Below are 17,497 nucleotides of genomic sequence, written 5' to 3' on the forward strand. Positions count from 1 at the left end.
GATGGAGACATGTCCCGCAGGCCCGATTCCCCGAACGCGATCGATTGCTCGGATCTGGTGATCGACCGGATCGGGCACGGTCTGCCGACGCGTGCCGTCGACGGCGTCACGTTCTCCCTCGCTCCCGGCGGGCTCATCTGCGTCGCCGGTCCCACGGGCTCGGGGAAGTCGACCCTGGTGGCGGCCCTCGCGGGCTCCACCGATCCTTCCGTGAAGGTCGTCGGCGGCAGCGCCCAGGTGTGCGGCGTCGACGTCAGGCGCCCGGGGCGCAAGCATCGGATCCTCACGTATCGCACCGGCTTCGTGCCGCAGGGTGCGGGAGCGGATCTGCCGCCGCGGCTGACCGTGAACGAGGTGATCGCCGAGCCGATCCTCATGCGCGAGCGGAAGGTCAACACGAAGGCGCTCTCGATCCGCGTGGCGACACTGCTGGACGAGCTCCACCTCCCGCTCGGGACCGCGGCCAAGTTCCCCTACGAGCTCAGCGCCGGCATGCGTCAGCGCGTCGCGATCGCCCGCTCGTTCGTCCTCGAGCCGAGGGTGCTCATCGCGGACGAGGTGCTCGCGAACCTCGACCTCGAGGTGCGCCCGGTGGTCTTCGACGCGATCACCCGCCGCCGCAAGGAGCAGTCGATGGCCGCCCTGCTCGTCACCAACGATGCCGACTTCATCCGCGAGCTGAACGCCGAGACGCTGATGCTGCGCGGAGGGCACGTCGTGGCCCGCGGTGTCGGCAAGGACCTGCTCTGGGTGCCGAACGCCGAGTCGGATTCCCGCCACTGATCCCGACACGCCCGACATCCGCGAAGGGCGCCCCGGTGTCATGAACTGGCCCTGGAGTTTGCTAAGCTTGTCGAGTTGCCCGCTCAGCGGACACATTCCTCGGTAGCTCAATTGGCAGAGCAGCCGGCTGTTAACCGGCAGGTTCTTGGTTCGAGTCCAAGCCGGGGAGCCAACGGAAAAGCCCCCTCCACGGAGGGGGCTTTTCTCGTTCCGGGACGTGCCCGTCCGGTTCGATCGGGTCTCAGCGCGCGGCGCCCTCGAGGCTTCCCTCGACCGGACCGGCGGGGTCGAACAGCACGCAGGCCAGGGTCTTGCCGCCGGGCTCGCCCCATGTCTCGCTCGTGGGTGCCATCACGTACACGTCGAGCGAGGATTCCGCCTTGCTCACGCCGACGAAGGTCGTGAAGGCGTCTCCGGCGCATTCGGCGGATGCGGTGTCGACCGCCTGCTGCGAGAAGGTCTTGCCGGTGAGGGGGACCATGTGGAAGACCTCCTCGTCGTGCGACTCCGTGCACGGGACGACCTGGGCGTCGGCGGGCAGGCCGGTGGCACTCTCGATCCGGCAGTCGCCCGCTTCCGCGGTCGAGGTGGTTCTCGCTCCCGCGCCGGAGGGCTCATCGGCGTCGGAGGGGTTTCGCGGCTCGGCATCGGTGCTGCAGCCGGCCAGGGCGACCGTGAGCGCGATGATGCTTCCTGCCAGCAGGAGAGGGGCTCGACGAAGGTGCTTCATGATGATGATCTTCCTCGTGTCTCGGGTGACACGGTACTCAGGGTACGACGGTCTCAGCCTTCGAGGTCGTCCACGCCCGGCATCCAACTCGCACCGGGGCGTCCCCACCCGCGCTTGCGGGCGATCTTCTGCGCCGTCTTCCAGTCGCTGTCGGACAGGCGGTCCACGTAGAGGATGCCGTCGAGGTGGTCGAACTCGTGCTGCATGATGCGCGCGCGCCAGCCGTCGACGTCGATCGAGACGGGCTGCCCCTCGAGGTCGGTCGCCGTCACGCGCGCCCGGTCCGAGCGTCGCAGCGGGAACCGCTCGCCCGGGAACGACAGGCACCCCTCGGACTCGAGATCCGGGTCCGGGTCGCCGGGCTCGAGCGGGACCATCCAGAGCACGGGGTTGATGAGGACGCCGCGCCAGGGCTCGTCGTCGTCGTCGACGTAGGAGTAGGTGTAGATCCGCAGCGGGACGCCGACCTGCGGAGCGGCGAGCCCGACTCCGGGGGCGGTGTCCATCGTCTCGAACATGTCGGCGACGAGGGTGCGGATGTCGTCCGTGATCTCGTCGACGGGGGAAGCGGGGGAGTGCAGGACGGGGTCGCCCATGATGCGAATCGGAAGTACAGCCACGTCACAACCCTAGTCGGCGCCATACGCCAGGTAGGGTCGTAGTGTGAGCGCAGGGGTGTGGATGGGGATGGCCGAAGACGTCGGCGACCAGCTCGTGGGCGCCTTCCAGGACCCGGGCATCCTGCTCGGCATCCCTCTCGCCCTCGCCGGAGCGGTCTTCATGTCGCTCGGCGCGCAGTATCAGCACCGCGGCGTGGAGAAGGTCGAGCGTCTCAGCGGCTCCACCGGCACGTCGGGGCTCACCTTCGCGCAGATCAAGGGCCTCCTGACCCGGCCGTCCTGGATCGTGGGGACGCTGATGCTCGCGCTCGCGATCGTCTGTCAGCTCGCGGCCCTCGTACGGGCGCCGCTCATCGTCGTCCAGCCTCTGGGAGCGATCGCCCTCGTCATCACGACGCTGCTCAATGCCCGGATCACGGGCCATTCGCCCACGAGGCAATCGTTGACGGCGATCATCTGCTGCGTGGGCGGCATCTTCCTCTTCGTGTTCTTCGCGGCGATCTACGCCACCGAGCAGGAGGTCACGGACCGCGAGCTCTTCGTCATCCTGGCCCTTCTGCTGGTCGTGATCATCGTGCTCGGCGCGTGCTGGCTGATCCTGCGCCATCGCATGCGTGCACTCTTCTACGTGATCGGCGCCGGCATCCTCTACGGCTTCGTCGCGACGCTCGCGAAGGTCGTCATCAAGCGCATCGAGGCGGGGCAGTTCGAGTGGATCACCGCCATCTGCGTGCTGGCCCTCGTCTCGGCCGCCGCCGTCGGTGCGTACTTCGTGCAGACCGCCTACAGCTCCGGCCCACCCGATCTCGTGATCGCGGGACTCACCGTGGTCGACCCCCTCATCGCCGTGCTCATCGGCATGGTCGTGCTGGGCGAGGCTGCGGCAGCCCCGTGGTGGGTCCTGGTGATCTTCGGGATCGCCGGCGCCATCGCCGTCTGGGGCGTCGTCGGGCTCGCCCGTTACCACCCGCAGGTGCTCAGCGACAGCCAGGAGCTCGGGATCGAGCGCGGGAGCACTCCGACGAGCACCGGCTCGAATTCCGGCCCGAACTCCGGTCACGATGCGCGAACCGCCGGAGAAGCCTCTCCGTCGACCACCGCCACTGGTGCTCCGAGCGACGGCACAGGATCCGACGGCCACGAGACGCCGCCGTGGCGGCAGGGTTCGTCAGACCAGTCGTAGCGGGCGGGTAGACCACCCGCAGGTGCGGGTCCGGAGACCCGCGACCTGTGGTGTTCAGTACGCCTGATCGATCAGGTCGGGGGAGACCTCGGAGGCCGCGGCCTCGTCGACGAAGAAGACCGTGCGCTTGCGGCCCTTGGCACCGGCCGCGGGAACGCTCGTGTAGCTCGCCCCCGCGAGAGCGAGGCCCAGCGCCGAAGCCTTGTCGGCGCCGGTGAGCACGAGCCACACCCGCTTCGAGGAGTTGAGCACGGGACGCGTGAGGGTCACGCGCTCGGGCGGCGGCTTGGGCGACTCGCGCACCGCCAGGACCGCGGCGTCCGTCACCGTGACCTCTTCGCGGTCGGGGAACAGGGACGCGATGTGTCCGTCCGGGCCGACGCCGAGGAAGCACACCGCGAAGGACGGCCAGGGGTGTTCGTCGGTGCCGAATCGAGCGAGGTCGGCGGCGTAGGCCGCTGCCGACTCGTCGAGCGTCAGACCCGTCTCCGGGCCGGAGACCTCGTGCACGTTCTCCGAGGGCACGGCGATGTGGTCGAGCAGGGCCTGCCGCGACTGCAGCGAGTTGCGGTCGGCGTCGTCCTTCGGCACGAACCGCTCGTCACCCCACCAGAAGTGCACGAGTGACCAGTCGATCTCGGTGGCCCGAGGATCGGCCGCTGCAGCTTGCAGCACCGCTCCACCCATCGAACCGCCGGTGAGGGCGATGTGGGCGAGCCGGCCGTTCCGGGTGCGCGCGCGGACACGCGTGAGGAACCGGTCGGCTACGCGGCTGGCGAGTGCGGCGGGCGTGGATTCCACCACGACCCGCTTCTCGGCGGACGATGTCGTCATCGACGTCACTCTCCTGTCTCGGGCGGACCCAGCTTCTCCCAGCCCTCGGTGATGACTCGACCGTACAGGACGTCCGGGTCCAGCCGACGCAGCTCCTCCGCAAGGCACTCACGGAGGGTGCGACGCGGGAGGTGGAGGTCGTGCTTCGGCTGATCCGGCTGCGTCAGGATCGCGATACCGGGAGACGGGCGCTCGAGCAGGATGTCGCCCGACGCGCGGGTCAGACGGACCGACTTGATGCCCTCCTGCCAGTGCTCGGGGTCTTCGTACGACCAGCGCACGGGCACGTCGAGGGCCATCTGCAGCCAGGCGGCGAGCAGAGCCGTCGACGGGGAGGCCGATGCACCGCGCACCTCGACACCCGTGATCGACTCGTACGGCGGCTGGTCGAGGACGGCGGCGAGCTGCTCGCGCCAGTGGGTCAGACGCGTCCAGGCGAGATCGGTGTCTCCCGGTGCGTGCGTGCGTCCGAGCAGCGCGAGCCGGTCGCGCACGTCGGGCGAGGTCGCGGCGTCCGTGATGCGACGCTGCGCGATGCGGCCGAGAGGCGACGTGGCGGGGGACGTGGGAGCCTCTTCGGGCCACCAGGCGACGACGGGGGCATCGGGCAGAAGGAGGCCCGTGATGAGGCTCTCCTCGTTGCTCGCAGCCTCGCCGTACGCCCGCAGGACGACGACCTCGCTGGCGCCGGCGTCGCCGCCGACCCGGATCTGGGCGTCGAGGCGGGACTCGCCGTCGCCCGTCGTGATCACGATGACGCGCATCGGGTGCTCGCGCGAGGCGTCGTTCGCCGCGTCGATGGCGGCCTCGGCGACGCCGTTGCGGGCCGCGATGACGAGCGTCAGCACACGGCCGAGTGCGACCGCGCCGCCCTCTTCGCGCACCTTGACGAGCTGCTTGGCGACCTGGCTGACGGTCGTGTCGGGAAGATCGATGATCACGGGCGTCTCCAGACTCGTCCGTCGCGGGCCAGCAGGTCGTCGGCGGATGCCGGTCCCCACGAGCCGGGCGCGTACTGCTCCACCGGTCCGCCGACGGCGGCCCAGTACTTCTCCACCGGGTCGAGGATCTTCCAGGAGAGCTCGACCTCCTCGTGCCGCGGGAACAGCGGCGGGTCGCCCAGCAGGACGTCGAGGATCAGGCGCTCGTAGGCCTCGGGGCTCGCCTCGGTGAAGGCGTGGCCGTATCCGAAGTCCATCGTGACGTCGCGGACGTTGGTTCCGCTGCCCGGGACCTTCGAGCCGAAGCGGATCGTGACGCCCTCGTCGGGCTGCACGCGGATGACGAGCGCGTTCTGTCCGAGCTCGGAGGCGTTGCCGCGACCGAACAGGTGCTGCGGAGCGCGCTTGAAGACCACGGCGATCTCGGTGACGCGTCGTCCGAGACGCTTGCCCGTGCGCAGGTAGAACGGCACATCGGCCCAGCGGCGCGTGTCGATCTCGAGCTTGATGGCCGCGTACGTCTCGGTCGTGGACTCGGGGTTCATGCCCTCCTCGTCCAGGAAGCCGGTGACCTCGTCGCCGCCCTGCCAGCCGCCGGCGTACTGTCCGCGGGCGGTCGCGAGCGAGAGGTCGTCCGGCACGTGGACCGCGGCGAGGACCTTCTCCTTCTCGGAGCGGAGGTGCTCGGCCGACAGGCTGATCGGCTCCTCCATGGCGGTGAGCGCCAGGAGCTGCAGCAGGTGGTTCTGGATGACGTCGCGCGCCGCGCCGATGCCGTCGTAGTACCCGGCACGCCCGCCGACGCCGATGTCCTCGGCCATCGTGATCTGCACGTGGTCGACGTAGTTGCGGTTCCAGATCGGCTCGTACAGCTCGTTCGCGAAGCGCAGCGCCAGGATGTTCTGGACCGTCTCCTTGCCGAGGTAGTGGTCGATGCGGAAGATCGAGTCGGCCGGGAAGGCCACCTCGAGCGCGGCGTTGAGAGCGCGGGCGGACTCCAGGTCGTGCCCGAAGGGCTTCTCGATCACGACACGGCGCCACCGCTCGTCGTCGTCGCTGTTCTCGCCGACGAGGCCGGACTCCTTCAGCTGCTTGGCGACGAGGGGGAAGTCCTTCGGCGGGATCGACAGGTAGAACGCGTGGTTGCCCATCGTGCCGCGTTCGACGTCGAGCTTCTCGACCGTCTCGCGCAGCTTGCGGAACGAGTCGGGGTTGTCGAACTCGCCCGAGACGAACCGGATGCCCTGGAGCAGCTGCGTCCAGGTCTCCTCCCGGAACGGTGTGCGGGCATGCTCCTTGACGGCGTCGTAGACGACCTGGGCGAAGTCCTGGTCCTCCCAGTCGCGACGGGCGAACCCGACCAGGGCGAAGCCCGGGGGGAGGAGACCGCGGTTGGCGAGGTCGTAGACCGCGGGCATCAGCTTCTTGCGTGACAGGTCTCCGGTGACGCCGAAGATCACGAGGGCGCTGGGCCCCGCGATCCGGTTGAGGCGGCGATCGTCGGGGTCACGCAGCGGGTTGTGCCCGCGCGAGATGGGAACAGACATCGGTGGGGGATTCTCCTGCTGTTACTTCTGTGCGGCTTCGAAGAGGGCGAGCACGTCGTCCGAGGACTCGGTGATCGTCAGCGTGACGACCGGGCGGCCGTGTTCGGCGAGCACACCCGCGTCTCCGGCGGCCTGCGCCTGGATGAGCTGCCCGAACGTGAAGGGACGGTCCGGGATCTCGAGGTCGACCTCGGTGCGCTCCAGGATCTGCAGGAACACGCCCTGTGCGGGGCCGCCCTTGTGGTACTGACCGGTGGAGTGCAGGAAGCGCGGACCCCACCCGAAGGTGGTCGGGCGACCGGAGTCGGCCGCGACGAGCTCGCGGAGGCCCTGGAGCTGCGGCACCTCCAGGCGGTTGACGTAGGCCTGGATGGATACGTAGCCGTCGGCGGGGAGCTGCGCCCAGAGGGCGTCGAGCACGCCTTCGACCGTGCCGGAGGCGGCGAGGGCCGGGTCGGACACCCGCACCTCGACGCCGTTCTCGACGAAGGCCGGAGCGGTCGGCTCGGGACGCGCGTCGAGCAGACCACGCGCCGCGATCTTCGCCGACTCGACGTCGGGCTGGTCGAACGGGTTGATGCGGAGCAGGTGCCCGGCGATCGCGGTGGCGTACTCCCACACGATGAACTGGGCGCCGAGGGTGCCGCTGACGAGGATCTCTCCCTCGTGGCGCTCGTGCAGGTGGAACTCGTTCGCGTCGTCGACCAGGCGGACGATCTGGAGATCGGCGGGCACCGGATCGAGCTCGGGCGAGACCGGGAGCAGGACGACCGGGAGGATGCCGGTGCCGTCCTTGCCCGTGGACTCCGCGATGAGCTGCTCGATCCAGTCCGGCAGGCCGTTGATGTGCGTGCCGTCGGTGATCAGGCCGAGCTTGTCACGGCGCGGGGTGGTCGCGGCGATGGCCGCACCCAGGCGGAGTGCCGGGTTCTCGGCCGAGTCCACGGCGACCTCGAGCAGCGAGGCCTCGGCCTCGTTCAGGAGCTCGTCGATGTCGACGCCGGCGAGGCCGGACGGCACCAGGCCGAAGGCGGTCAGCGCGGAGTAGCGCCCGCCGACGTTCGGGTCGGCGTTGAAGACGCGGTAGCCCGCCTCGCGCGCGGACGCGTCGAGGGGCGAGGCCGGGTCGGTGACCACGACGATGCGCTCGGTGGGGTCGATGCCGAGGTCGCGGAATGCGGCCTCGAACGTGCGACGCTGCGAGTCGGTCTCGACGGTGGAGCCCGACTTCGACGACACCACGAGGACCGTGTCCTCGAGGCCCTCGTCGAGAGCGGCCAGCACCTGGCCGGGCGCGGTCGAGTCCAGGATCGTCAGCGGGACGCCGGAGGTCTGTGCGATGACCTCGGGGGCGAGCGAGGATCCGCCCATGCCGGCGAGGACGACGCGCGTGACGCCCTTGGCGTTCAGGTCGGCGCGCAGCGCGACGATCTCGGCGACCAGCGGACGCGAGATCGAGACGGCCTCGACCCAGCCGAGTCGGACGGAGGCCTCGGCCTGTGCGGCGTCTCCCCAGAGGGTGGCGTCGCCGCCGGTGATGCGCGAGGCGATCAGATCGTGGACGAGGCTCGGCACCGTCTCATCGATCGCGGCGCGGGCGGCGCCGGACGTGTGGATCGAGAAGGTCATCGCTGCGACTCCAGAGCCTCGGCGACCTGGGTGAGCAGGTCGTGCCACGAGTCGATGAACTTCGCGACGCCCTCGTCCTCCAGGACCTGGGTGACGTCGGTGAAGTCGATGCCGACCTCGGCGAGGCCGGCGAACACCGCACGGGCCTCCTCGTAGCCGCCCGTGATCGTGTCGCCGGTGACGACGCCGTGGTCGAACGTGGCCTCGAGGGTCTTCTCGGGCATCGTGTTGACGACGCCGTCGGCGACGAGCTCGGTCACGTAGAGCGTGTCGGGGAGGGCCGGGTCCTTGACGCCGGTCGACGCCCACAGCGGGCGCTGCAGGTTCGCGCCCGCGTCGCGCAGAGCCTTCGCGCGGTCGCCCGCGAACGTCTGCTCGAACAGCTCGTAGGCGAGGCGGGCGTTCGCGAGGCCGGCCTTGCTCTTGAGGGCTTCAGCGGCGTCCGTGCCGATCGCGGTGAGGCGCTTGTCGGTCTCGGTGTCGACGCGCGAGACGAAGAACGACGCGACGGAGTGGATGGTCGACAGGTCGATGCCCGCGGCCTTGGCCGTCTCGAGACCGGTGAGGTAGGCCTCGATGACTTCGGCGTAGCGCTCCAGGCTGAAGATCAGCGTGACGTTGACGCTGATCCCGGCGCCGATCGCCTCGGCGATGGCGGGCAGGCCGGCCTTGGTCGCGGGGATCTTGACGAGGAGGTTCGGGCGGTCGATCTTGGCCCACAGCTCCTTGGCCTGCGCCACGGTGCCGGCGGTGTCGTGTGCGAGGTCGGGGGAGACCTCGATCGAGACGCGGCCGTCGACGTGGTCGGAGGCCTCCCAGACGGGACGGAACACGTCGAGGGCGGCCGCGACGTCCTGCGTGGTGGCGGCGAAGACCGCCTCCTCCGCGGTGGCGCCGGACGCGGCGAGCTCGGTCACCTGTGCGTCGTAGGACGTGTCGTTCTTGTCGGTGATCGCGTTCGCGAAGATCGTCGGGTTGGTCGTGACGCCCACGACGTTGCGCGACGAGATCAGCTCGGCGAGGTTGCCGGAGGAGATGCGGGTGCGGGAGAGGTCGTCGAGCCAGATGCTGACGCCGGCGGCGGCGAGCTGTGCGGTGGGGGTGCTCATGCGTTCTCCTTGGTGCTGTTTGCCGCGAGGGTCTCGCGGGCGGCCGCGATGACGGCCTCGGTGGTGATGCCGAACTTCTCGAAGAGGGTCTTGTAGTCGGCGGAGGCGCCGAAGTGGTCGATGCCGACCGAGCGGCCGCGGTCGCCCACGATTCCGCGCCAGCTGAGCACGGAGCCGGCCTCGACTGACACGCGCGCCGTCACGGAGGCCGGCAGCACGCTATCGCGGTACTCGGCGTCCTGCTCGTCGAACCACTCCAGCGACGGAGCGGACACGACGCGGACGTTCACGCCCTCCGCGGCGAGTGCCTCGCGGGCGTCGACCGCGAGCTGCACCTCGGAGCCGGTGGCCACGATGATGACGTCCGGGGTGCCGTTCGGGGCCTCGGCGAGCACGTACGCGCCCTTCGAGGCGTTGTCGGCGGAGGCGAACACGTCACCCGAGGCCGCTCCTTCACCGCGGGCGAACACCGGGATGTTCTGACGGGTCAGAGCGATACCGGCCGGTCCCTCGTGGCGACGGAGGATCTCGAGCCAGGTCGCGGCCGTCTCGTTCGCGTCCGCGGGGCGCACGACGGTGAAGTTCGGGATCGCGCGGAGCGTCGCGAGCTGCTCGACGGGCTGGTGCGTCGGACCGTCCTCGCCGAGGGCGACGGAGTCGTGGGTCCAGACGAAGATGCTGGGCACGTTCATGAGCGCTGCGAGACGCACGGGCGGGCGCATGTAGTCGCTGAAGATGAGGAACGTGCCGCCGAACGCGCGGGTCGGACCGTGCAGCACGATGCCGTTGATGATCGCACCCATGGCGTGCTCGCGGATGCCGAAGTGCAGCACGCGGCCGTAGGGGTTGCCCGACCACTCGTGGGTCGACCACTCGGCGGGGATGAACGACGGCGCGTCCTTGATGGTGGTGAGGTTCGACTCGGCGAGGTCGGCCGATCCGCCCCACAGCTCGGGGAGCTCGGCGGCGAGGGCGTTGATGACCTGGCCGGATGCGGCGCGGGTCGACACCTCCTTGCCGGACTCGAACACGGGCAGGGCGCTCGTGATGTCGGAGGGGAGCTCCTGCGCCTCGAGGCGGTCGAGGAGGGCCTTCTTCTCCGGGTTCGCGGCGGCCCAGGCGTTGAACGACTCCTGCCAGGCGGCACGGGCCTCGGCGGCACGGGCGGCGAGACCACGCGTGTGGGCGATGACGTCGTCGGCGACCACGAAGTTCTGCTCGGGGTCGAAGCCGAGGACCTTCTTGGTCGCGGCGAGCTCGTCGGCGCCGAGAGCGGAGCCGTGGATCTTGCCCGAGTTCTGCTTGCCGGGCGACGGCCAGCCGATGATCGTCTTGAGGATGATGAGCGACGGCTTCGAGGTCTCGCCCTTCGCGGCCTCGATGGCGGCGTGCAGCTCGGCGACGTCTTCGACGTACTCGCCGGTCTTCTTCCAGTCGACGACCTGGACCTGCCAGCCGTACGCCTCGTAGCGCGCGGCGACGTCCTCGGTGAAGGCGACGTTGGTGTCGTCCTCGATGGAGATCTGGTTGGAGTCGTAGATCGCGATGAGGTTGCCGAGCTGCTGGTGACCCGCGAGCGAGGAGGCCTCGCTGGTGACGCCCTCCTGCAGGTCGCCGTCGCCGGCGATCACGTAGACGAAGTGGTCGAAGGGGCTCGTGCCCGCCTCGGCCTGGGGGTCGAAGAGACCGCGCTCGTAGCGGGCGGCGTAGGCGAAGCCCACGGCGGAGGCGAGGCCCTGGCCGAGCGGGCCGGTGGTGATCTCGACGCCCTTGGTGTGGCCGTACTCCGGGTGACCCGGGGTCAGCGAACCCCACGTGCGCAGGGCCTTCAGGTCGTCCAGCTCCAGACCGAAGCCGCCGAGGTAGAGCTCGACGTACTGGGTGAGCGAGGAGTGTCCCGCGGAGAGGATGAAGCGGTCACGACCGAGCCAGTCGGTGTCGGTCGGGTCGTGACGCAGGACCCGCTGGTAGAGGAGGTAGGCCGCCGGGGCCAGGCTCATGGCCGTGCCGGGGTGACCGTTGCCGACCTTCTCCACAGCGTCAGCCGCCAGGATTCGTGCGGTGTCCACCGCGCGCCGATCGATCTCATCCCACTGCAATTCCGACACGTTCATGCCCTTTCCGACAGTTTCGAGGGCGCCCGTATTCCCTGGCGCATCCGCATCATCACGGAGAGGTGTGCACATCGCCGGGCGCGCGAGTGTTTTCAGCATAGCGGTGACGTGCGATGCGCTACGCGGGCCCGCGAGCCGGATGACGTCATCCGGTGTCATACACTGGAGAGGTTGTCCGGTCACACGTGCGGAGGAGGCGATCGAGATCTCGACGATGTCTGATCAGACCGTGAGGAAGTCGTCCGTCGGTCGCACGGTGAAGGCCTACGTCACGCTCACCAAGCCGCGCGTGCTCGAGCTGCTGCTCGTGTCCACGGTTCCCGTGATGTTCCTGGCGCAGGGTGGGCTGCCGAACCTCTGGCTCGTGCTGGCGACCGTCATCGGCGGATCGCTGAGCGCCGGTTCCGCCGCCTCGTTCAACATGTACCTCGATCGCGACATCGATGCGCACATGCACCGCACCGAGAATCGGCCTCTGGTCACGGGCGAGGTCAGCCCCCGCGGCGCGCTGATCTTCTCGTGGACGCTCGCCGTCGCCTCGACCGTCTGGCTCCTGCTCACGACGAACTGGCTCACCGCCCTGCTGTCGGCGACGGCCATCTTCTTCTACGTCGTGATCTACACGATGATCCTCAAGCGCCGCACCGAGCAGAACATCATCTGGGGCGGCATCGCCGGGTGCTTCCCGGTGCTGATCGGCTGGTCCGCCGTGACCGGCTCGCTCGACTGGCCGGCCTTCATCCTCTTCCTCCTGGTCTTCCTCTGGACGCCGCCGCACTACTGGCCGCTGTCGATGAAGTACAAGGACGACTACGAGGACGTGGACGTGCCGATGCTCGGCGTCACGCGCAACGCCTCCCAGGTCGGCCTCCAGGTCATCCTCTACGCGTGGGCGACCGTGGCCTGCTCGCTCCTGCTCGTCCCGATCGCGGACATGGGTCTCGTCTACACGGTGTCCGCCGCGGTGTTCGGCGGCTGGTTCATCTACGAGTCGCACCGCCTGTACAACCGGGCCGTCCGGGGGACCGAGCCGCGTCCGATGCGCGTGTTCCACGCCTCGATCACCTACCTGACGCTGATCTTCGTCGCGGTCGCGGTCGATCCGCTGCTGCCCTTCTGACACCTCAGAGACGACGGAGCGGCGCCGATTTCTCGGCGCCGCTCCGTCGTCTTCTGCTCGTGTGATCAGCGGGTGATCGAGGGAGCGTCCTCTTCCTTGTCGTCCGCGTCGGGCGCGGTCTCGACGACGGCATCCTCGGAGGCCGGCGTGCTCTCGGCGGGGACCTCGACGGTCTCGACGGGTGCGGGCGCGGTCACGACCGGCGCCGGCTTCTCGTCGGCCTCGGCAGTCCAGTCGATCGCCTCGACGACGGCCGGAGCGGGGGTGGGGACGAGCGAGCGCGCGGCGACAAGTCCGAGCGTCAGCAGGATGCCGACGATGCCGGCGGCCAGCACTCCGGCGCCCACGACGACGAGCGACTGTCCGACGTACACCTCGATGCCGGTGGCGGTGCCGTCGAGCAGCGTGGTCGTCATCGTCGCGATCTGGCCGGAGATGAGCCATCCGCCGACCGCGGTCGCGGCGAGGGAGACGACGAGCAGGAGCCAGAAGCCGATGCTTCGTGAGAGTGACTTGTTCATGCGGCCATCATCGCGGACATCCTGATGAGTCGGCGATGCGCCGCCTGTGGATCGCCTGTGCGGTGTCAGTCCGCGGCGGCGACCGGGCGCTTCAGATGCAGCACGACCACGGTGTACGTCGCGGCGGAGAGCGAGGCCAGGACCATGTGGATGCCGACGAGCAGCGGGGGGAGACCCTCCCGGGCCTGCCAGACACCCACGCCGACCTGCACCAGGATCGCGAGGACCAGCACGAGCAGCCAGCGCCGCGGTTCCAGGCGGAGCGCCCAGGCCGCGATGGTCAGGAACAGCACCAGGGCGGCCAGGATGTAGCCGGGCCACGAGTGCACGTGCGCGAGCACCGTCGCATCGAAGCCGTGTCGCAGCACGTCCGCATCGCCCGAGTGCGGGCCGGAACCGGTCGTGAGCACGCCGAACACGATGGTCACCGCCAGGGCGAGCCCGGTCACGTGGGTGACGATGGCGAACCACGCGGGCACCGCGCGTTCGCGCGGTCCCGGAGCGGTCTTCAGACGCACCAGGAAGGCGGCGGTGACGCACACCAGCAGCAGCGACGACGTGTAGTGGAAGCCCACGATGAACGGGTTGAGTCCGGTGAGGACCGTGATGCCGCCGACGAGGGCCTGCGCCACGACGCCGATGAGCGTGAGCCAGGCGAGCAGGACGAGATCTCGGCGAGCGGGTGTCGTTCGCACGGAGTGGACGGCGGCGGCGATCACCGCGAGGAGGAGGACGCCGGAGGCGATCGGGAAGGCCGGGATGTGGAAAGGCATCGCGATCGCATAGGCGATCCCGGCCGCGACGATCCCACCCGCGGCGTACCAGAGCGCGTCGACGAGGGCCCGCTTGCCGCTGATGGTGTGCAGGACCAGGAGCACGACGACCAGCGCGATGATCCCGACCACGCCGGTCATCAGGCGGTTGCCGAACTCGATGAGGCCGTGGACGCCCTGCACCTCGAAGATCGGGACCAGCGACTCGGGAGTGCACAGCGGCCAGTCCGAGCAGCCGAGTCCCGAGCCGGTCAGGCGCACGGCTCCGCCGGTGCCGATGATGATGGTCTCGCTGAGGAAGGACAGCCAGGCGAAGACCGTCAACGCACGGCCCCACAGAGCAGAGCGGCCCGGAGCCGTTCGCGTCGTCGGGGAGGCGGGGATCGTCGTCTCGGGCATAAGTCCTCCGGACCGCGCACGACGTGGCGGGCATGGCCCGTCTGTCAGGCGGAACCTGTAGAATCGGATTGTTGCGATGAGCGCTTACCGCGCTGAAGCATCGTCAACAGTTTAGGCGCGATGGAAGCGCCGGTGATGAGGGCCCACCAACGGCACCCGCTCCCGCAGACTCGACGGGGATCAGGTGTGTCGGGGCGGATGACACCGTTTGGGACCTGTGAGGAGAGTGTTGGATGTCGGATGTACTGATCGACCGCCCGGAGCTTGATGGTCTGGGGGTGTACGAGTTCGGCTGGCACGATGAGGATGCTGCGGGTGCCATCGCGAAACGCGGTATCTCCGAAGAGGTCGTCCGCGGCATCTCGGCTCTCAAGAACGAGCCCGAATGGATGCTCAAGACCCGTCTCAAGGGTTATCAGCTCTTCGGGCGCAAGCCGATGCCGACCTGGGGCGCAGACCTCAGCGAGATCGACTTCGACAACATCAAGTACTTCGTCCGCTCCACCGAGAAGCAGGCGCAGTCGTGGGAAGACCTTCCCGCCGAGATCCGTGAGACCTACGAGCGCCTCGGCATCCCCGAGGCCGAGCGCCAGCGCCTCGTGGCCGGCGTCGCGGCCCAGTACGAGTCCGAGGTCGTCTACCACCAGATCCGCGAGGACCTGGAGGCGCAGGGCGTCATCTTCATGGACACCGACACCGCGCTGCGCGAGCACCCCGAGTTCTTCGAGGAGTACTTCGGCACGGTCATCCCCGCCGGCGACAACAAGTTCGCCGCGCTGAACACGGCCGTGTGGTCGGGCGGCTCCTTCGTCTATGTCCCCAAGGGCGTGCACGTGGAGATCCCGCTGCAGGCGTACTTCCGCATCAACACCGAGAACATGGGTCAGTTCGAGCGGACGCTGATCATCGCCGACGAGGACAGCTACGTCCACTACATCGAGGGCTGCACCGCCCCGATCTACAAGTCGGACTCGCTGCACTCGGCCGTCGTCGAGATCATCGTGAAGAAGAACGCCCGCGTTCGCTACACGACGATCCAGAACTGGTCGAACAACGTCTACAACCTGGTCACCAAGCGCGCCGTGGCGTACGAGGGCGCGACCATGGAGTGGGTCGACGGCAACATCGGCTCCAAGGTGACGATGAAGTACCCGTCGATCTACCTGATGGGCGAGCACGCCAAGGGCGAGACCCTGTCCGTCGCCTTCGCCGGCCCCGGCCAGCACCAGGACGCCGGCGCGAAGATGATCCACATGGCTCCGTACACGCAGTCGTCGATCGTCTCGAAGTCGATCGCCCGCGGCGGCGGTCGTGCGGGCTACCGCGGTGAGGTGCGGGTGGATGCCGCGGCACACCACTCCGCGAACACCGTGCGCTGCGACGCCCTGCTGGTGGACACCAAGTCCCGCTCCGACACCTACCCGGCGATCGACATCCGTGTCGACGACGTGCAGCTCGGACACGAGGCCACGGTCTCCAAGGTCAGCGAAGAGCAGCTGTTCTACCTGCAGTCCCGCGGCATGCCCGAGGACGAGGCGATGGCGATGATCGTGCGCGGCTTCATCGAGCCGATCGCGCGCGAACTGCCCATGGAATACGCGATGGAACTGAACAAGCTCATCGAGATGGGCATGGAAGGATCGGTCGGCTAGTGACTGCCGCGACGACAGCGCCTGCCGAGGCGCAGCACACCGACGCGCCCGAAGGCGCGCACATCGATCCGGCGGCACAGGTGGCCGCTGCGGGATTCGTCCCGGTGCAGACCCGCTCCGAGCGTCCGCACTCCTTCGAGCCCGACGACTTCGGCGCCCCCACCGGGCGCGAGGTCAACTGGAAGCACACTCCGGTCGCCCAGCTCACCCCGCTGTTCGCGGTGGCGGAGCCGAATGACGGCGTCAGCTACACCTACACGGCCGGCGAGCAGTACATCGCCGCCCCGCTCGCGGTCGGCACCGCGCCGCGCGGTGAGGTCTTCCTCGCGGAGGACGTCACGGCGGCCGTCGCCTGGCAGGGCAGCGCCGAGGCCATCCACGTGCGGATCCCGCGCGAGGAGGAGGTCGCGGAGCCGGTCTTCATCGCGATCACCGGTCAGGGTGCCGAGCACCGTGCCGATGCGCACATCGTCATCGAGGCGCTGGAGCACAGCTCCGCCACGGTCGTCCTCCAGCACACCGGTTCCGCGCAGTACGCGCAGAACGTCGAGATCATCGTCCGGGACGGCGCGAAGCTCACCGTCATCAGCCTTCAGCAGTGGGCGGATGACGCGGTCCACGCCTCGGCGCACCAGGCCCGAGTGGGCGCGGACGCGACCCTCAAGCACTTCGTCGTGAGCTTCGGCGGCGGCGTCGTGCGGGTGAACCCGAACGTCGAGCTCGCCGGTGCCGGTTCCGAGGGATACCTGTACGGCCTGTCCTACGCGGACGCCGGTCAGCACCTCGAGAGCCAGGTCTACCTGCACCACAAGGGCCCGCACACCAAGGGCGACGTCCTCTACAAGGGCGCGCTGCAGGGTCAGGGCGCGCACAGCGTGTGGATCGGCGACGTGCTGATCGGCGCCGACGCGACGGGCACCGACTCGTACGAGGCGAACCGCAATCTGGTCCTCACCGAGGGCGCTCGCGCCGACTCGATCCCGAACCTCGAGATCGAGACGGGCGACATCCTCGGCGCCGGGCACGCGAGCGCCACCGGTCGTTTCGACGACGAGCAGCTGTTCTACCTGCAGGCGCGCGGCATCACCGAGGAAGAGGCACGACGCCTGGTCGTGCTCGGCTTCCTCACCGACATCGTGCAGCGCCTCGGCATCCCCGCCCTCGAGACCGAGCTGCTGGCGGCCATCGAGACGGAGCTCGCCGAGGTGAGTGCATGACCGCGGAGCGCGTCTGCGGCGTCGCCGACCTCGAGCAGGACATGCCTCTGCGTGTCGACCCGAGCGGCGTGCCCATCACGGTGATCAAAGACGGCGACGGAGTGATCCACGCCATCGGCGACACCTGCACCCACGGCGACATCTCGCTGTCCGAGGGCTTCGTGGAAGGCGACACGGTGGAGTGCTGGGCACACGGCTCCGCCTTCTCGCTGCTCACCGGAAAGCCCCAGAATCTCCCCGCATATGAGCCCGTCCCGGTCTACGTCGTCCAGATCGACGGCGACGACGTGCTCATCGATCCAGCTGTGACGAAGGAAGTCTGAAG

Annotated in this window: 16 protein-coding genes and 1 tRNA gene; 7 read left to right on the forward strand and 10 right to left on the reverse strand. The window is 69.1% G+C overall.

The window, feature by feature from the left end; genetic code table 11:
• Positions 1 to 9: 9 nt before the first annotated feature.
• Both AC07VM_RS14665 and AC07VM_RS14670 read left to right on the forward strand, forming a co-directional pair.
• The gene (locus AC07VM_RS14665; protein ID WP_267414925.1) at positions 10 to 783 is read left to right on the forward strand and encodes an ATP-binding cassette domain-containing protein; all 774 of its coding nucleotides are present in this window, start codon (positions 10 to 12) and stop codon (positions 781 to 783) included.
• Positions 784 to 879: 96 nt separating this feature from the next.
• Positions 880 to 955, forward strand: a tRNA-Asn gene (locus tag AC07VM_RS14670).
• A 69-nt stretch (positions 956 to 1,024) separates the two neighbouring features.
• On the opposite strand, the gene AC07VM_RS14675 is transcribed toward AC07VM_RS14670, so the two are convergent.
• Both AC07VM_RS14675 and def read right to left on the reverse strand, forming a co-directional pair.
• Positions 1,025 to 1,513 carry a hypothetical protein gene (locus tag AC07VM_RS14675; RefSeq protein ID WP_494911939.1) on the reverse strand — a complete coding sequence of 163 codons (489 nt, stop codon included), beginning with the start codon at positions 1,511 to 1,513 and terminating at the stop codon, positions 1,025 to 1,027.
• Positions 1,514 to 1,566: 53 nt separating this feature from the next.
• Complete coding sequence (gene def / locus AC07VM_RS14680) at positions 1,567 to 2,133, reverse strand: peptide deformylase (RefSeq protein ID WP_494911940.1); 567 nt, start codon at positions 2,131 to 2,133, stop codon at positions 1,567 to 1,569.
• 61 nt (positions 2,134 to 2,194) lie between these two features.
• Here def and AC07VM_RS14685 point away from each other — a divergent pair, with 61 nt between their 5' ends.
• A complete protein-coding gene (locus tag AC07VM_RS14685; protein ID WP_494912399.1) occupies positions 2,195 to 3,316 on the forward strand; it encodes a DMT family transporter in 1,122 nt (373 codons plus the stop codon).
• 54 nt (positions 3,317 to 3,370) lie between these two features.
• Here the strand turns inward: AC07VM_RS14685 and pgl are convergent, their stop codons facing one another.
• The 6 genes from pgl to tkt are packed head-to-tail and all read right to left on the reverse strand — an operon-like array spanning position 3,371 to position 11,484.
• Positions 3,371 to 4,150, reverse strand: coding sequence for a 6-phosphogluconolactonase (pgl, locus tag AC07VM_RS14690; protein ID WP_494911942.1), 780 nt, complete (start codon positions 4,148 to 4,150; stop codon positions 3,371 to 3,373).
• 5 nt (positions 4,151 to 4,155) lie between these two features.
• Positions 4,156 to 5,091, reverse strand: coding sequence for a glucose-6-phosphate dehydrogenase assembly protein OpcA (locus AC07VM_RS14695; RefSeq protein ID WP_267414920.1), 936 nt, complete (start codon positions 5,089 to 5,091; stop codon positions 4,156 to 4,158).
• Positions 5,088 to 6,638, reverse strand: a complete 1,551-nt coding sequence (gene zwf / locus AC07VM_RS14700) for a glucose-6-phosphate dehydrogenase (protein ID WP_267414919.1) — start codon at positions 6,636 to 6,638, stop codon at positions 5,088 to 5,090. Before zwf ends, AC07VM_RS14695 begins: the two co-directional genes overlap by 4 nt.
• 21 nt (positions 6,639 to 6,659) lie before the next feature.
• Entirely contained in the window at positions 6,660 to 8,267 is a 1,608-nt protein-coding gene (locus tag AC07VM_RS14705; protein WP_267414918.1) for a phosphoglucose isomerase-related protein, read from the reverse strand.
• Complete coding sequence (tal, locus tag AC07VM_RS14710; RefSeq protein ID WP_494911943.1) at positions 8,264 to 9,376, reverse strand: transaldolase; 1,113 nt, start codon at positions 9,374 to 9,376, stop codon at positions 8,264 to 8,266. The genes AC07VM_RS14705 and tal overlap by 4 nt, the downstream gene beginning before the upstream one ends.
• Positions 9,373 to 11,484: a transketolase gene (tkt, locus tag AC07VM_RS14715; protein WP_494911945.1), complete on the reverse strand. Its 2,112-nt coding sequence runs from the start codon at positions 11,482 to 11,484 to the stop codon at positions 9,373 to 9,375. The genes tal and tkt overlap by 4 nt, the downstream gene beginning before the upstream one ends.
• 220 nt (positions 11,485 to 11,704) lie before the next feature.
• On the opposite strand from tkt, the gene AC07VM_RS14720 reads away from it, so the two are divergent.
• Positions 11,705 to 12,610 (forward strand): heme o synthase, encoded by a 906-nt coding sequence (locus AC07VM_RS14720; protein ID WP_267414915.1) that lies wholly within the window; start codon positions 11,705 to 11,707, stop codon positions 12,608 to 12,610.
• Between the two features lie 65 nt (positions 12,611 to 12,675).
• On the opposite strand, the gene AC07VM_RS14725 is transcribed toward AC07VM_RS14720, so the two are convergent.
• Together AC07VM_RS14725 and AC07VM_RS14730 are read right to left on the reverse strand one after the other, a co-directional pair.
• The gene (locus AC07VM_RS14725) at positions 12,676 to 13,131 is read right to left on the reverse strand and encodes a hypothetical protein (protein ID WP_494911947.1); all 456 of its coding nucleotides are present in this window, start codon (positions 13,129 to 13,131) and stop codon (positions 12,676 to 12,678) included.
• Between the two features lie 65 nt (positions 13,132 to 13,196).
• On the reverse strand, positions 13,197 to 14,303 hold the full coding sequence (locus AC07VM_RS14730) for a COX15/CtaA family protein (protein ID WP_416383311.1): 1,107 nt from the start codon (positions 14,301 to 14,303) through the stop codon (positions 13,197 to 13,199).
• Positions 14,304 to 14,536: 233 nt separating this feature from the next.
• Between AC07VM_RS14730 and sufB the strand changes: the two genes are divergently transcribed.
• Genes sufB through AC07VM_RS14745 form a run of 3 tightly spaced genes read left to right on the forward strand, consistent with a single transcriptional unit; the run spans position 14,537 to position 17,495 of the window.
• The gene (gene sufB, locus AC07VM_RS14735; protein ID WP_267414912.1) at positions 14,537 to 15,955 is read left to right on the forward strand and encodes a Fe-S cluster assembly protein SufB; all 1,419 of its coding nucleotides are present in this window, start codon (positions 14,537 to 14,539) and stop codon (positions 15,953 to 15,955) included.
• Positions 15,955 to 17,172, forward strand: coding sequence for a Fe-S cluster assembly protein SufD (gene sufD / locus AC07VM_RS14740; protein WP_494911948.1), 1,218 nt, complete (start codon positions 15,955 to 15,957; stop codon positions 17,170 to 17,172). Before sufB ends, sufD begins: the two co-directional genes overlap by 1 nt.
• Positions 17,169 to 17,495, forward strand: a complete 327-nt coding sequence (locus AC07VM_RS14745; RefSeq protein WP_267414910.1) for a non-heme iron oxygenase ferredoxin subunit — start codon at positions 17,169 to 17,171, stop codon at positions 17,493 to 17,495. Before sufD ends, AC07VM_RS14745 begins: the two co-directional genes overlap by 4 nt.
• Positions 17,496 to 17,497 lie beyond the last annotated feature (2 nt).

Source organism: Microbacterium sp. GW821-FHT01D02 (assembly GCF_059422585.1).

What these genes read in the sequence shown, in the direction of transcription:
- AC07VM_RS14665 (WP_267414925.1), top strand. Translation starts at nt 10, where the DNA reads ATGTCCCGCAGGCCCGATTCCCCGAACGCGATCGATTGCTCGGATCTG.
- AC07VM_RS14675 (WP_494911939.1), bottom strand. Translation starts at nt 1,513, where the DNA reads ATGAAGCACCTTCGTCGAGCCCCTCTCCTGCTGGCAGGAAGCATCATC.
- AC07VM_RS14685 (WP_494912399.1), top strand. Translation starts at nt 2,195, where the DNA reads ATGGGGATGGCCGAAGACGTCGGCGACCAGCTCGTGGGCGCCTTCCAG.
- pgl (WP_494911942.1), bottom strand. Translation starts at nt 4,150, where the DNA reads ATGACGACATCGTCCGCCGAGAAGCGGGTCGTGGTGGAATCCACGCCC.
- zwf (WP_267414919.1), bottom strand. Translation starts at nt 6,638, where the DNA reads ATGTCTGTTCCCATCTCGCGCGGGCACAACCCGCTGCGTGACCCCGAC.
- AC07VM_RS14705 (WP_267414918.1), bottom strand. Translation starts at nt 8,267, where the DNA reads ATGACCTTCTCGATCCACACGTCCGGCGCCGCCCGCGCCGCGATCGAT.
- tal (WP_494911943.1), bottom strand. Translation starts at nt 9,376, where the DNA reads ATGAGCACCCCCACCGCACAGCTCGCCGCCGCCGGCGTCAGCATCTGG.
- AC07VM_RS14720 (WP_267414915.1), top strand. Translation starts at nt 11,705, where the DNA reads ATGTCTGATCAGACCGTGAGGAAGTCGTCCGTCGGTCGCACGGTGAAG.
- AC07VM_RS14725 (WP_494911947.1), bottom strand. Translation starts at nt 13,131, where the DNA reads ATGAACAAGTCACTCTCACGAAGCATCGGCTTCTGGCTCCTGCTCGTC.
- AC07VM_RS14730 (WP_416383311.1), bottom strand. Translation starts at nt 14,303, where the DNA reads ATGCCCGAGACGACGATCCCCGCCTCCCCGACGACGCGAACGGCTCCG.
- sufB (WP_267414912.1), top strand. Translation starts at nt 14,537, where the DNA reads ATGTCGGATGTACTGATCGACCGCCCGGAGCTTGATGGTCTGGGGGTG.
- AC07VM_RS14745 (WP_267414910.1), top strand. Translation starts at nt 17,169, where the DNA reads ATGACCGCGGAGCGCGTCTGCGGCGTCGCCGACCTCGAGCAGGACATG.